At 63.2% G+C, this 14,098-nt stretch carries 12 protein-coding genes; 6 read left to right on the forward strand and 6 right to left on the reverse strand.

What is annotated here, in order from left to right:
• Positions 1–81: 81 nt before the first annotated feature.
• The 6 genes from NYQ88_RS05290 (at position 82) to NYQ88_RS05315 (ending at position 5,977) form a co-directional block, all read left to right on the forward strand.
• Positions 82–1,146, forward strand: a complete 1,065-nt coding sequence (locus NYQ88_RS05290) for an ABC transporter ATP-binding protein (RefSeq protein ID WP_275653910.1) — start codon at positions 82–84, stop codon at positions 1,144–1,146.
• A 44-nt stretch (positions 1,147–1,190) separates the two neighbouring features.
• Entirely contained in the window at positions 1,191–2,432 is a 1,242-nt protein-coding gene (locus NYQ88_RS05295; protein WP_275653911.1) for an extracellular solute-binding protein, read from the forward strand.
• Positions 2,433–2,602: 170 nt separating this feature from the next.
• Positions 2,603–3,523, forward strand: a complete 921-nt coding sequence (locus NYQ88_RS05300) for a sugar ABC transporter permease (protein ID WP_275653912.1) — start codon at positions 2,603–2,605, stop codon at positions 3,521–3,523.
• Positions 3,520–4,386 (forward strand): carbohydrate ABC transporter permease, encoded by an 867-nt coding sequence (locus tag NYQ88_RS05305; RefSeq protein WP_275653913.1) that lies wholly within the window; start codon positions 3,520–3,522, stop codon positions 4,384–4,386. The genes NYQ88_RS05300 and NYQ88_RS05305 overlap by 4 nt, the downstream gene beginning before the upstream one ends.
• Positions 4,383–5,048, forward strand: a complete 666-nt coding sequence (locus tag NYQ88_RS05310; protein WP_275653914.1) for an N-acetylmannosamine-6-phosphate 2-epimerase — start codon at positions 4,383–4,385, stop codon at positions 5,046–5,048. The genes NYQ88_RS05305 and NYQ88_RS05310 overlap by 4 nt, the downstream gene beginning before the upstream one ends.
• Entirely contained in the window at positions 5,045–5,977 is a 933-nt protein-coding gene (locus tag NYQ88_RS05315; protein WP_275653915.1) for a BadF/BadG/BcrA/BcrD ATPase family protein, read from the forward strand. Before NYQ88_RS05310 ends, NYQ88_RS05315 begins: the two co-directional genes overlap by 4 nt.
• A gap of 6 nt (positions 5,978–5,983) precedes the next feature.
• Here NYQ88_RS05315 and NYQ88_RS05320 read toward each other — a convergent pair whose 3' ends face one another.
• The 6 genes from NYQ88_RS05320 to coxB all read right to left on the reverse strand — a co-directional run bounded on the left by NYQ88_RS05320 (position 5,984) and on the right by coxB (position 14,044).
• Positions 5,984–8,467 carry a membrane-bound PQQ-dependent dehydrogenase, glucose/quinate/shikimate family gene (locus NYQ88_RS05320; protein ID WP_275653916.1) on the reverse strand — a complete coding sequence of 828 codons (2,484 nt, stop codon included), beginning with the start codon at positions 8,465–8,467 and terminating at the stop codon, positions 5,984–5,986.
• Positions 8,468–8,552: 85 nt separating this feature from the next.
• Positions 8,553–9,548 (reverse strand): c-type cytochrome, encoded by a 996-nt coding sequence (locus tag NYQ88_RS05325; RefSeq protein ID WP_275653917.1) that lies wholly within the window; start codon positions 9,546–9,548, stop codon positions 8,553–8,555.
• Positions 9,545–10,168, reverse strand: coding sequence for a cytochrome c oxidase assembly protein (locus NYQ88_RS05330; protein WP_275653918.1), 624 nt, complete (start codon positions 10,166–10,168; stop codon positions 9,545–9,547). The genes NYQ88_RS05325 and NYQ88_RS05330 overlap by 4 nt, the downstream gene beginning before the upstream one ends.
• A complete protein-coding gene (locus tag NYQ88_RS05335) occupies positions 10,165–10,572 on the reverse strand; it encodes a hypothetical protein (RefSeq protein ID WP_275653919.1) in 408 nt (135 codons plus the stop codon). The genes NYQ88_RS05330 and NYQ88_RS05335 overlap by 4 nt, the downstream gene beginning before the upstream one ends.
• Positions 10,569–13,058 carry a cytochrome c oxidase subunit I gene (gene ctaD / locus NYQ88_RS05340; RefSeq protein ID WP_275653920.1) on the reverse strand — a complete coding sequence of 830 codons (2,490 nt, stop codon included), beginning with the start codon at positions 13,056–13,058 and terminating at the stop codon, positions 10,569–10,571. Before ctaD ends, NYQ88_RS05335 begins: the two co-directional genes overlap by 4 nt.
• Complete coding sequence (coxB, locus tag NYQ88_RS05345; RefSeq protein WP_275653921.1) at positions 13,055–14,044, reverse strand: cytochrome c oxidase subunit II; 990 nt, start codon at positions 14,042–14,044, stop codon at positions 13,055–13,057. The genes ctaD and coxB overlap by 4 nt, the downstream gene beginning before the upstream one ends.
• Positions 14,045–14,098: the final 54 nt, after the last annotated feature.

Below are 14,098 nucleotides of genomic sequence, written 5' to 3' on the forward strand. Positions count from 1 at the left end.
ATATTCCTAAGCTGTGGGCTCTCGCGTGGAGAGGCCCGGACTGGAGCGCCTGCTCTCGAGCGGGTGCCCTAAGGAGGTATCTTGGCTCAACTGTCACTGCGCGGCATCAAGAAGCGTTTCAAGGACACGGCCGTGCTGCACGGGATCGATCTCGAGATCGGTGATCGTGAGTTCGTGGTGTTTGTCGGCCCGTCCGGCTGTGGCAAGTCGACCCTTTTGCGTCTGATCGCCGGGCTCGATCCGATCACCGATGGCGAATTCGTCCTCAACGGACAGCGCATGAACGACGTGCCACCGTCGCGTCGCGGCATTGCCATGGTGTTTCAGTCCTATGCGCTCTACCCGCATATGGACGTCTACGAGAACATGGCCTTCGGTGCCCGTCTGATGGGGCTCACCAAGGATGAGGTGGAGGCACGTATCGCCGAGGCGGCGCGGATGCTGCGGCTTGAGCCGCTGCTCAAGCGCAAGCCGCGCGAATTGTCTGGTGGGCAGCGGCAGCGCGTGGCCATCGGTCGGGCGCTGGTGCGCAAGCCGGCAGTGTTTCTGCTCGACGAACCGCTTTCCAACCTCGACGCGGCGCTCCGTTCGGAAGTGCGCCTCGAGATCGCCAAGCTGCACCGCGATATCGGCGGTACCATGATCTATGTGACCCATGATCAGGTCGAGGCCATGACGCTGGCCGACAAGATCGTGGTGATGAATGCAGGCCGGATCGAGCAGGTCGGCAGCCCGCGCGAACTTTACGAGACGCCGGCCAATACCTTTGTCGCGACCTTCATCGGTTCGCCGCGTATGACGCTGGTCGATGTCGAGCGCCGGGGCGAACGGCTGACCTTGGGCCAGGACGGCGGCAGCGTCGCGCTGGGCAATGTGCCCGCCGATGGCAAGCTCAAGCTTGGTATCCGCTCCGACGCGGTGAAGCTTTCCCGTGCAGCCGGCGAGGGGTTTGCCGGCCAGGTGGTCTACACCGAGTATCTCGGTGACAACGCCTATGTCTACGTACGCCTTGCCGATGGCACGCTCTTGGCGGCGCGCACGACCCCCAATGATCTTTATGCACCCGACGAGATTGTGACGATCGGCGTCGACCCGGCCGGCGTGCATTATTTTTCCGCCGAGGATGGCCGGCGGTTGGCGCAGTAGCGCCAGGCAAATGCCACCAGAGTTTTGAAGGGAAGGGAAATCTGATGAAGAAGACCATGATCCGCGCCGGTGCCGCTCTTGGTGCCGTGCTCGTCGCGGCCCCGGCATTCGCCCAGGACATCACGTTCTGGAGCTGGCGCCAGGAAGACCGCGCTGCCTATGAGCAGTTCATCGATACGTTCGAAGCCGCCAACCCCGGCATCACGGTCAAGTTCGAGGCCTTTGAGGCGGCAAATTACAACACGATCCTGTCGACCGCGCTTGCTGGTGGCACGGGCCCGGACGTGATGATGGTGCGCGCCTATGGCGGCCTTGAGAACGTTGCTGCTGCCGGCTATCTCGAAGCGCTTTCGGCCGACAATGTGCCGGAACTGGCAGATTTCGCGGAGCCGGCTCTGGCTGCCGAGACCCTGCGTTCCGACGGCAAGGTCTACGCCGTCCCGTTCGCCAGCCAGACCCAGCTCGTGATCTATAACAAGGCCATTTTCGATGCCAATGGCCTCGAAGAGCCCCAGAGCTGGGACGAGCTGGTCGCGCTGAGCCAGAAGCTCAAGGACGCCGGCGTTATCCCCTTTGCCAATGGCACTGCAACTGCCTGGCAGAATGAAACCGTGACCTTTGGCCTTGGCTCCTCGCTGATGGGCAAGGACTTCCATGAAGAGCTGATGGCTGGCACTGCCGACTTCACCGATGCGCGCTTCACCGGCGCCTTGGGTGAGATCGCGGCTGTCGCTACCGAATACTTCCCCGACGGCTTTATCGGCCTCGACTATCCGTCCGCCCAGCAGCTGTTTGCATCGGGCATGGCCGGCATGTTCATCGGCGGCTCCTATGAAGTGGCAACGTTCAAGGGCCTCAACCCCGAGATCGAAGTCGGCGTGTTCGCAGCTCCCGGCAAGACCGCTGAAGACGACAAGCTCGTCGGCCTCTATTTCGACGGTGGCTATGCAGCCAATGCGACCGGCGCCAACAAGGAAGCTTCGCTCAAGTTCCTGAGCTACCTGGCCAGCGTCGAGTTCGGCCAGGCCTTTGCCGACTCGCTGAGCAATATCTCGACCGTTCCGGGCGTTAACTTCAACGACCCGCTGCTGGCCGAAGTCAACGAGCTCAACCAGTCGTCCATCCCCTATCTGATGCTGGCGCACTTCCGTTATGGCGAACCCTCCGGTTCGGTGCTGATTCAGGGCGAAATGCAGAAGCTGTTCGCCGGTGAAACCACGCCGGAAGCCATCGGCGAAGCTCTGACCACCGGCCTGGCTGCCTGGTACGAACCGTTCAAGAAGTAAGTCCAACCTTCGAAACACCCCCACCTAGCCTCCCCCTGTTAAGGGGGAGGGACAGTGCGGCGGGTGTGGCGAGGATCTGCAAAGCACACAGAACTACCCCTCCCCCTGACAAGGGGGAGGTCGGGTGGGGGTGGCAGGCGCCGGCCCCGAAACCAAGCGAGCCCAAGACAATGCCCCAACTTCGGATGACTGGCCGCGGCCTTTGGATTACCGCGCTGATCGTGCCGCCACTGGCTTTTGTGGCGCTGTTCATCGTCTATCCGATCATTTCCGCCTTCGCTTATGCCTTCTTCGACTGGCAGGGCCTGCGGCGGGGCGATTTTGTCGGTCTCGAAAATTTCCATACGGTGTTGTTCGTCGAGCCTTATCGGAGCTGGACGCTCAATGCGTTCAAGAACAACGTCATCGTCTTTTTCGCGCTGATGGTGCTGCAGAACGGGCTGGGGTTCATCCTGGCCTATGCGCTCTGGCGCGAACTTCCGGGGGCCCGGTTCCACCGTATCGCGGTGTTCCTGCCGGTAGTGCTTTCGACCATCATCGTCGCCTATCTCTTCAAGCTCTTCTATCACCCGCTGTTTGGCGTGGTGAACATATCGCTCAAGTCCGTTGGGCTCGGCTGGCTGGCACAGCCGTGGCTGGGGCAGGGCGGCACGGCGCTCTGGAGCATCATCATCGCCCAGGCGTGGCATATGGTGGGCTTTCCGACCCTCGTTTTCCTGGCCGGCATGCAGCGTATTCCGGGCGAAATTCTCGATGCCGTGCGCATGGAGACCGAGAGCGAGTGGGTGAAGATCACCAAGATCGTCTGGCCGCTGGTTGCGCCGAGCGCGACCATCGTGTTCACCCTGCTGTTCGTGGGCGCCTTCAACTGGTTTGAACTGCCCTACATCATGGGTGGCCTCGATGGTTCGCCCTTCGGTTCCACTGACGTTCTGGGCCTTTATTTCTATCGTACCGCCTTCGGCAATGTGTCGTCGGGGCAGCAGGATTTCGGGCTTGGCAGCGCGCTGGCGGTGCTGATCTTCATCTTCATCGCAGCGGTTGCCGGCGTGATCACGACACGGCTGCGCGCCCGGGAGATCCAGCTATGAGTGCGGCTTCGAGCATGAACTATTATGACCGCAAGGGTATTCTGGGCACGCTGGGCCGGGATGGGCTGCTGCAGATCATCCTGATCGCCAACACGGTCATCATGCTGGCGCCGATCGTCATCATGGTCTTCTCGGCCTTCAAGACGACGCCGCAGATCTTCCAGTCGCCGTTCTCGATCCCAGATTTCACCCAGGTATCGAACTTCGCCAAGATCTGGACGCAGACCAATTTCCTGCGCTACCTGATGAACTCCTTCATCGTAACCGGCGCCTCCATGGTGTTGATCCTGACGCTGGGGACCATGGCCGCCTATGCGATCGGGCGCTATCAGTTCAAGGGCTCGACCTTTATTCTGATGTTCTTCCTTGCCGGGCTGACGCTGCCGCTCAAGCTCGCCATCATCCCGCTCTTCATGCTGATGCGGGACCTGTCGATCCTCAACAACCAGCTCAGCCTGATCTTCGTCTATACGGCCATGGGCCTGCCCTCGACCGTCTTCATCATGACCGGTTTTATCCGCAGCCTGCCCAACGAATTGGAGGACGCGGCGCGCATGGATGGAGCCAGCGAGGCCCGGATCATGTGGGCGATCATGCTGCCGCTGGTGAAGCCGGCCATGGTGATTGCAGCCATCCAGAACGTGGTGCCGATCTGGAACGACTTCTTCTTCCCGCTGGTGTTCATCCAGAACGATGATCTCAAAACCCTGCCGCAGGGGCTGACCACTTTCATGGGCGAATATACGACCGACTGGGGCGTGCTGTTCTCCGGGCTGACGCTGTCGGCAGCGCCGATCATCATCATCTATATCCTGCTCTCCAAGCAGTTCATCGCCGGCATGACCTCGGGAGCGGTCAAATGATGTTGCCGCGAGGGCTTGTCGTCTCCTGCCAGGCACGGGCAGACAATCCGCTGCACGGTCCCCAGTTCATGGGCGCCATGGCTCTGGCCGCCCGCGACGGCGGCGCAGTAGCGATCCGCGCCAATGGGCCTGAGGACATTGCTGCGGTGAAGGCTGCGGGCCTGCCGGTGATCGGCATCCACAAAGTGTTTTCGGACGCCTATCCGGTTTATATCACCCCCGATTTCGCGGCGGCTGAAGCGATCGTGGCGGCAGGGGCCGAGATTGTCGCGCTCGACTGCACGATGCGCGGGAGAGACGGGGAAAACCCTGATATTCTCGTGCGGCGCATTCGCGAGGAACTGGGCGCAGAGGTGTTTGCGGACATTTCGACGCTCGAGGAAGGGCTTGCCGCCGCGGACTGGGGCGCGACCTATGTCGCCACCACGCTCTCGGGCTATACCGAGGCAACCCAGCCCAAGCCGGAAACGCCCGACCTGAAACTGGTCGAGCAATTGGTTGCGCGCCTCTCCATCCCGGTGGTCGCCGAAGGGCGATACAATTCGCCTGATCTCGTGCGGCAGGGGTTTGAGGCCGGGGCCCATGCCATTGTGGTGGGCACGATGATTACGAACCCGCGCGAGATTACGAAAGCCTTTGTGCGCCAGGGCGTGCCGCAGTGACCGAAGTCCATCTCGGCCTTGATATAGGCGGCACTGCCAGTCGCTGGGTGCTATGTGACGCTGGTGGCGCGGAAGTGGCGCGCGGCAAGGCCAGCGGCGCCACCGGACATGTGTTCAATCCGGCGGAGAACGCACGGCTCAAGGCTGCGCTGGCGTCCATCCGCGCCGAGATCGACCGGACGAAGTTCGCCATTTCGAGCATAACGCTGGGCATGACCGGCTTTGGCAATGGCGTGGCCGACGAGGTCAAGGCCATGCTGGCCGAGGCGTTCGGCGTGGACACAGGCCGGATGATCGTCATCGACGATGTGGTGCTCGCCTATATGGCCAACTTTGCGCCGGGCGAGGGTCATCTGGTTTCGGCGGGGACGGGCTCGATTGCCGTCCATATCGCGGCGGATGGGCAATTCACCCGGGTCGGTGGCCGCGGCATTCTGATCGATGATGCGGGGGCAGGCAGCTGGATTGCGCTGCGAGCGCTCGACCGGATCTATCGCACGCTTGACCATACCGGGTCATTTGCCGACGTCCAGCTTTTGGCGGACAGTCTCTTCAAGGAAATTGGCGGCAATGACTGGGGCGATGTGCGCCAGTTCGTCTATGCCGGCGACCGTGGCCGGATCGGCACTCTTGCCGTTGGTGTTGCCGCGGCGGCGGAGGCCGGGGATGCGACGGCGCTGGACATCCTGCGGGAGGCGGGAAATGAACTGGCACTGCTGATCGAGGCGCTGACGGCGCGGATTGGTCCGCGCCCGGCGGGCTTTATCGGCGGCGTGCTGAGCCTCCACCGGATTATCGAAGAGACCATTCGGGCGCGGCTCGTCGGCCAGGATGTGCGGCGTCTCAGCGCCGATGCGAGCTTGGCTGCGGCGCAGCTGCAGGTCACTGACCCGCAAGGCTGGCGCCGCGTTCTCGAAGCCATGGCTTAAGCGCGATCACTCCTCGGGCAGGGCGTAGGCGATAACTGCGTCGCTGATGGCCGTTTCCATGAAGTGATGCCCGCCCGGCGCGATGACGATATATTGGCGGCCATTGACCTCATAGCTGATCGGCGTCGTCTGCCCGCCGCCGGGGAGGATGTCGGTCCAGACGGTTTCTCCAGTCTCGATATCAATGGCGTGGATGAGATCATCGGTGGTGGCGGCAATGAAGATGAGGCCGCCAGCCGTGATGATCGGGCCGCCATTATTGGGCGTGCCGATATCGAGCGGGAGGAAGGTCGGGATGCCGAACGGGCCGTTGTTCCGGGCCTGACCGAAGGGGCGATCCCAGACAGTTTCACCGGTCGCCAGGTCAATGGCGCGAATGCCGCCATAGGGGGGCTGGGTGCAGAGCAGGCCCGTGGGCATGCGCCAGCCGGCATTGACGTCGATGGCATAGGGCGCACCGATCTGCGGGCCGGCCTCACCGAGCGCAGTCTCACCCTGACCGTCGGCTGCATAGATGGGCGCGAGGCCTGCCGCGTCGGCTTCCTCGCGGGGAACAAGCCGGTTGTGGTTGGGCATGTTGTTATAATTGGCGATGAGCAGGCCACGTTCGAGATCGATGGCGACGCTCCCCCAGTCATTACCGCCATTATAGCCGGGATACTGGATCCAGTGCTGGTCGGTCGTGGGCGGGGTGTAGATGCCCTCGTAGTGGGACTGGCGGAACTGGATGCGGCACCAGAGCTGGTCGAGCGGGGTCATGCCCCACATGTCGGCCTCGGTCAGGTCCGGGAAGGCCAGGGTGTGGTAAGCCGAAAAGGGCTGGGTGGGCGAGAGATAGTCGGGCTCCACGCCGCCCTGAGGGACTTCGCGCTCCTCTACGGCGAAGAGAGATTCACCGGTGGCGCGATCAAGGATGTAGATGTCGCCCTGCTTTGAGGCGAGCACCAGAGCGGGCACCGGTCCGTCTGCTGTCGGGAAATCGATCAGTGAGGGCTGGGAGCCCAGATCATAATCCCAGACGTCATTGCGCACGGTCTGGAAGTGCCAGACGTCGTCGCCGCTCGTGGCATCCACGGCGACAAGTGCTGTCGCGTATTCGTTTTCAAGTGCGCTGCGGTTGGAGCCGTAATAGTCGACCGAGGAATTGCCGAGCGGCAGGTAGACGAGGCCGAGCTCCTCGTCGGCGGCTGCGATGGTCCACATATTTGGGGTGCCGCGGGTATAGACTTCGCCTTCTGGCGGGGCGCCGCGATTGGACGGGTTGCCGAGATCCCAAGCCCAGGCGAGTTCGCCGGTGACGGCATCATAGCCACGTACGACGCCCGACGGTGCGTCCTCGTCCTGCCCGTCCTTGACCTGCGCGCCCAGAACAGCAACGCCGCGAACAATGGTGGGGGGCGAGGTGACGGCATACCAGCCAGGGACCGTGTCGCCGATGCCTTCTTCGAGATTGACCTGACCCTGCACGCCGAAATCGGCGCAAGGCTGGCCCGTCTGTGCGTCCACAGCGATGAGACGGGCGTCCAGCGTGCCGACGAGGATACGGGTGGCACAAGCCTCATCGGGCGTGGCGTCGGGGACCTCGTAAAAGGCGACCCCGCGGCAGGTTGCGCCATAGGGGATGGCGTCGGTGGAGACGCCGGGGTCATAGCGCCACTCTTCGAGACCGCTGGCGGCGTCGATGGCGATGAGGATGTTCATGGCCGTGCAGAGGTAAAGGTTATTGCCCACCTTGAGAGGCGTGTTTTCTGGCGAGTATTTGCCCTCTGCGGCTTCGGATGGCATGTCGCCGGTGTTGAATTCCCAGATGCGTTCCAGTCGATCAATATTGTCCGGCGTGATCTGGGCGAGGGGCGAGAAGCGTACGGCTTCGTAGGTGCCACCATAGGCTGGCCAGTCCGCGCCGACTTCTGCCACAATGCCGGGGGCGCGGGCGGCCGGTGTTTCGGGCACTTGCGCCACCGAAGTTTCAGATGAAGCTGCTTCGGGCGCAGGCGCTGTGACGGGTGCTGCTGGCTCCGTCTCGGGCGCAGGCGTCTCCTGGGCGACGAGTTCTGTCTGCTGGACAGAGGTGAGAATACCGCCAGACAGGCCCAGCGCGCCCAGACCCATAATCGAGGCGGCAAAGGCCGCGCGGCCGCCGCCGAAGGAGCGCTTGAGCGCGGGTATGGAGATCAGCACGAGAATGAGAATGATGGTGGGGGCGAAGAGGCGTGGCAATTGTGCCCAGCCGTCCATGCCCCGTTCCCAAAGCGCCCAGACGAGGGTGCCGGCGAAGGTGAGGAGATAGATCCAGACCCCCAGCATCTCGTGCCGCCAGAGGAAGATGCCAGAGGCGATGAGGCCAATGCCGGCAAGAAGGTAATACCAAGAGCCGCCGAGCGTGATCAGCCATGCGCCGCCCGCTGCTATCGGGAGGCCGAAGAGGATCATGACCACAGCGAGTATTCGGACTGCCCAAAATCCAAAACCATGTCTCGCTTGCGGCATGTTTTCCGTCTCCCTCTGAAAATTAGGCCTATGGTCCGCAACGACAGTGTGGCCTGAGGGTTCCCTGACCGTCCTCGATCAAGGTCTAGCGGCCGAAATAGGCGGCGAGGGCCTCGATATCGTCCTCGGAGAGCTCTCGGGTGACCTCGGCCATGATGTGCGCATTGGGGCCACCACGCGCGGCGCCGTGCTCGGAAAAGAGTTTGAGCTGGGTGCGGAGATAATGGATTTCCTGTCCGGCAAGGCGCGGATAGTCGGCACGTGCTGCCGGGGAGTGGCAGGAGGCGCAGGCGGGAATGTCGCGATCCGGAATGCCGGATTGGGCGATGGCCGCGCCGGTGGTCTCATTGCCCGGGGGCAGGTTCTGGCTGCGCCCGAAATGAGCCGCGAGTTCGGTGATCTCGGCGTCGGTGAGATCACGGGCGGCGGCGATCATCGTGCCGCTCTGGCGGGTGCCGTTACGGTAGGATTTGAGGGCCATTTCGAGATAGGCCGGAGGCTGGATGTCGAGCCGGGGGACGCCGGGCAGGCGTCCTTCGCCATTGTCGCCATGGCAGCGGGCGCAATCATTGCGGTCTGCGCCCGTGGCGAGGGCGGCATAGTCCTCCGGCGAGGTTTGGGGCAGGGCCTCGATGAAGGCGACCATGTCCCAGACCTCATCGTCGCGCATCTGGCTGGCCCAGCCTGGCATGGCCGTGCGGCGAATGCCGTGCTTGACGGTAAAAAACAAACGTTGGGACGGGTGCCATTGCTGCATGCGATCGGTTAGCAGGGGCGGTGGCGGGCTAAGCTCGTCGGCAATGCGATTGGCCGGCCTAGTTGGGCTGCCATGGCAGTCGGCACAGACCATTTCATAATGGCCGGCGCCGCGCGCGATCATTTCGGGATCGTCGAGGTCAGGGACGGCGATTTCGAGGGACCGTAGGGCAATCGATTGCTGGGCGGCCATATTGAGATACCAGTCGACCAGCGCCGGCGGTCCGGGGATTGCGGTGATCGGCAGGATGCCGCTGAGGGGCAAGAGGAGCAGGCCGAAAATGCCGCCGGCGGCGCCGATGATGAAGGGTTTCAGCCGCTTCATGTGACCGGCTCCCGGCGCAGGACGCGCGCCATCAGGATCAGCCCGCCGAGGAGATATATAACCCCGCCGATGGCCAGCATGATGACGCCGCCCAATTGCTGTTCGACCACGGGAGACATGGTGGTGCCGTGATGGAGGTGGTCGCCATAGATCGAGCGGGGGGCAAGGCTGATCAGAGCGCCAAGCAGGGTCATGTGCATGGAGGTGAAAAAGAGGGAGAGGGCACCGGCGAGGGCCGCGCTGCGGCGGGTTTCGGTCGTGCTGGCGAGGGCCAGAACCCAGACGGCCAGCGACACGACAGCAAAGCTGATCTGCTCGAAGGCGAGAGCCCAGGGATCGGTGCGCGAGGCATGGTGAAGGGCAGGGGTGTGCCAGCCCCAGACCACCACGAAATCGAGGAGGCTGATGGCGACGGGCAGCGCCAGCTGCGAGCGCATGAAGGGATGCCCCGCGACCGCCGGGGCGAGCCCTGCCGCGAGGACCGGCACGCCTATCCCGACCACGGCCATGTGAAGGCTCATATGGGCGACGAAACTGCCCGGCACCATGCCCGGTAGGGGACCCGCCCAGGCAAGGGCGAGCATGGCCAGACCGGTAAAGGTGAGGACGCGCGGGCTCATCGGCAGGTCGAGAGATAGAGGACGGGAATGAAGACGTAGAGCACCGCGATGGCCGAGAGCACGCAGAGCATCAGCGCCACATGGCTGAGGAAACGGTGGCGCTCCTCGGGCGTGTTGTGTTCGTACTCGAAATCATTGTCGGTGACGCTGCGGGCGCGGACCCGCCAAAGCGTGATGGTGCAGGCGGCAATGCCGGCGAGTGCGGCCACAGTGACGACGATCAGCCAGATGCGGATGTCTTCTAGGGAGGCGCCGCGCCCGGCCTTTTCACAATAGATTGCCGCCAGCACATAGCAGACGAGGAAATGGACGGCCCAGATGATGGGGGCGGCGATGACCTTCCAGAGGTCAGTGCCGTGTCCGGTTTCGTGTTCGATTTCATTGTTGGCGCGGTTCGCATTCATTGGAGTAGCGGAAAGCCTCCTATGATTGCTGAGGTCAGGACGACGCTGAAGCCGAGGAAGTGCCAGTAGAGCGAAACGTTCCAGATATCGGCGTCATATTTCGGGGTCATCAGGCCGAAGATGGAGCGGGCGAGACAATAGGCCTGCATGATCATGCCCACGGCCAGATGCAGGACGACCCAGACGACCAACGCCCAGACGATGGCCGGATAGGCGTGCAGCGTCGGGTCGAGGCCGGTGGTCCAGGGACCGGCCATCATGGCGAGGCCACAGCTGGCGGCGGCGATCAGCCCAAGGACGAGCAGGCCCCGCGCCAGCCCGACAGCGCCCGAGCCATTGGCCAGGCGGGCGCCGAAGGTGGCGCCCCAGGCGACAAGCCCGAGGAGGAAGGCCACCAGCGGCCACTGCCAGCCCGGCCCGGTTTCGCCGGCAGGGGGGAAATCGGTGTGGATGGTCCAGAAAAAGAAGTAGCCGAAGACGACGGAGAGATAGGCGGTGAGATCGCCGGTCATGGTGATGAACATCGCCCACCAGCCGGTCGATTTCGGCCCCGAGACATAAAGGGGCAAATGGCGGCCATCGCCGATGTCCTTGGTGTCCTTTTCGGGGTGAACACCAGTGCCCGTCCACAGCCAGTAGAGCAGCACGGCGAGGAAAAAGACGCCGGAGAGAGCGGTGATCAACCACCATTTGAAAACGGAGAAAATAAACACGCCGCCGAGGCCGAAGGCCGCCAGCATGGGCAGGAAAGTGGGCTGGCCAACGCGCAGGACCTGGATCGGCTCGGCGTCGAGGACCGAGGTGACGAGGGTTTCGCGCTTGCCCTCTTCTGCGCTGGGCAGCAGGCCACGGCCCTCATCGATGGTGGAGAGCAGGGTCTTGTCGTCCCAGAGCGGGTAGCGGCTGTTGATGGTGGGGATGGAGCGCAGGCCCCAATTGTCGGCGGGAACACGGCCGGCCCATTCGAGTGTGCCGGCATTCCAGACATTGCGGGGCACATCGGGCTCCTTGCGCTTGGGACGTACGCAATCCCAGACAAAGAGCATGAAGCCGGCCGCAAAGATGAAGGCCCCGACGGTCGAGGTCATGTTGAGCGCGTCCCAGCCGCGCTCGGCGCCATAGGTGTAGACGCGGCGCGGCATGCCCAGAAGGCCGGTGAAGTGCATGGGCAGGAAGGCGATGTGGAAGCCCACGAAGATCAGCCAGAACGACCATATGCCCATGGCGCGCGACAGCGCCTTGCCGCGGGCGAAGGGGTAATAATAGCGGATACCGGCGAGGACCGGGAACAGCATGCCGCCGATGAGCGTGTAGTGCAGGTGGGCGACGACGAAATAGGTGTCGTGGGCCTGGAAGTCGAAGGGGGCGACGGCGACCATGACGCCAGTGAGGCCACCAATGATGAAGGTGGCAAGCGCCCCCAGGCAGAAGAGCATTGGCACGGTGCGCACCACAGTGCCCAGCATGACGGTAGCGATGAAGGCAAAAAGCTGGATGCCAGTGGGGATGGCCACCGATTCCGACGCAGCGGCGAAAAAGCCGAGCGAAATCGACGGCAGGCCCGTCGTGAACATATGGTGGACCCAGAGCCCGAACGACAGGAAGCCGGTGCCAATGGCTGACAGCACGATCCAGGAATAGCCGGCGATGGGGCGCTGGGCGAAGGTCGGCACAATCATGGCGAGGAGTGCGATTGCCGGCAGGAAGATGATGTAGACTTCCGGGTGGCCGAAAATCCAGAACAGGTGCTGCCAGAGGATGGGATCGCCGCCGCGGCGGACGTCAAAAAAGGGCCAGTCGAAGGCGCGCTCGAGCTCGAAGAGAAAGTCGCCGGCAATGAGCGGCGGGAAGGCAAAGAGGATCATCGCTCCCACGACCAGCACGTACCAGCCATAGAGCGGGGTGAGGTTGATATGCATGCCGGGGGCACGGCACTTGAGGACGCCGACGATCAGCTCGACCGCTGCGGCGATGGATGCAACCTCGATAAAGCTCAGGCCCAGAAGCCAGATGTCGGCGCCGATCCCGGCCTGTTCGGTGGAGAGCGGCGGATACATGAACCAGCCGGAATCCGGGGCTGCGTCAAAGAAAATAGAGCCGCAGACAAAGACGCCGCCAATGAGAAAACACCAGTAGCCGAAGGCCGAAAGGCGAGGAAATGGCAGGTCGCGCGCGCCCAGCATGGCGGGCAGGATAAGGATCGCCACGGCCTCGAAAATCGGCACTGCGAAAAGGAACATCATCACCGTGCCATGGAGGGTGAAGATCTGGTTGTAGGTGTCGGCGCTAACCAGGGTGTTGTCCGGCACGGCCAGCTGCAGCCGGATGATCAGGGCGAGAGCGCCGGCAAAGATCATGAAGGCAAAGGCAGTGGCGATATACCAAAGGCCGACAACGGAGTTGTTGACGTCGGAGAAGGCGCGCCAACCGGTTGGGCGGGCCCAGACCTTGGCCAATTGCTGTTCTTCGGCGCTTCTGTCGGTCATCTGAGGTCCATGAGAAAATCGACGATGGCCGCACGATCGGCATCGGGCAGGGTGGCGAAGGAGGGCATGCGCGCGCCCGGCTTGATATGGGTCGGCGCAACGATCCAGTCGTCGAGCGCCTCACGGGTGAGGGGCAGGGAGGCCGCGCCAATAGTCCGGCGGCTGGCGAGATGGGTAAGGTCAGGCCCGACAGAGCCCGCTTCGCTCACGCCGCGCACGATGTGGCAGGCCCCGCACCCGGCAGCAAGGAAGGCGTCGGCATTGGTGGCGGTCGCCGGCAGGGCCTGGGCTGCCAGCCAGGCGTCGTATTCGGCCTGTTCGCTGACAATGACGGGGAAGGCCATGAAGGTGTGGGAGGGGCCGCAGAATTCGGCACAGACGCCGCGATAGACGCCGGGTGTCGTCGGCCGGAGGCGAAGGAGATTGGTGCGGCCCGGAATGGCGTCGAGCTTGCCGCCCAGGGCCGGGATCCAGAACGAATGAATCACATCGGTGCTGGTCAGCACAAACTCGACGGTGGAGCCGGCGGGGAGATGGATTTCGTTGGCGGTGTCGACGCGTCCGCCATCGGCCGTCTCGTAGGAGAACCGCCACCAATATTGCTCGGCTGCGACATGGATCCTCACATCAGGCGGGTCCTCCTCGCGCCAGCTGGGCAGCAGCGCCAGACCCACCAGAAGCAGGATGGCGAGGCCCACAGTGGGAAAAATGACGCCGCCAAAGAAGATAAACCGGTCCGCGAATTGCTCACTGCGCGGACGCTTCTTGCCGAGGACGGCATAGACGGTCGCGCCCATGATGATGCACCAGACGAGGGCGCCACCAAAGGTCATGAACCAGAAGAGATCGGAGAGTTCGGCGGCATCCTGGCCGGCGGGATGAAGCGCGCTCTGCTCGGGATTACAGGCGGTCAGGAACAGGGAAATAGCGCCCAGAAGCGCCAGACGGACGGTACATTGAAAAAGATGTGCCGATTTGCGTCGCATCTGCCCCCACAGGATGATCCGTGAATGGAACGCGGACCCGGCCAATGAGTTCCC

Source organism: Devosia sp. SD17-2 (genome assembly GCF_029201565.1).
Lineage (GTDB): Bacteria > Pseudomonadota > Alphaproteobacteria > Rhizobiales > Devosiaceae > Devosia.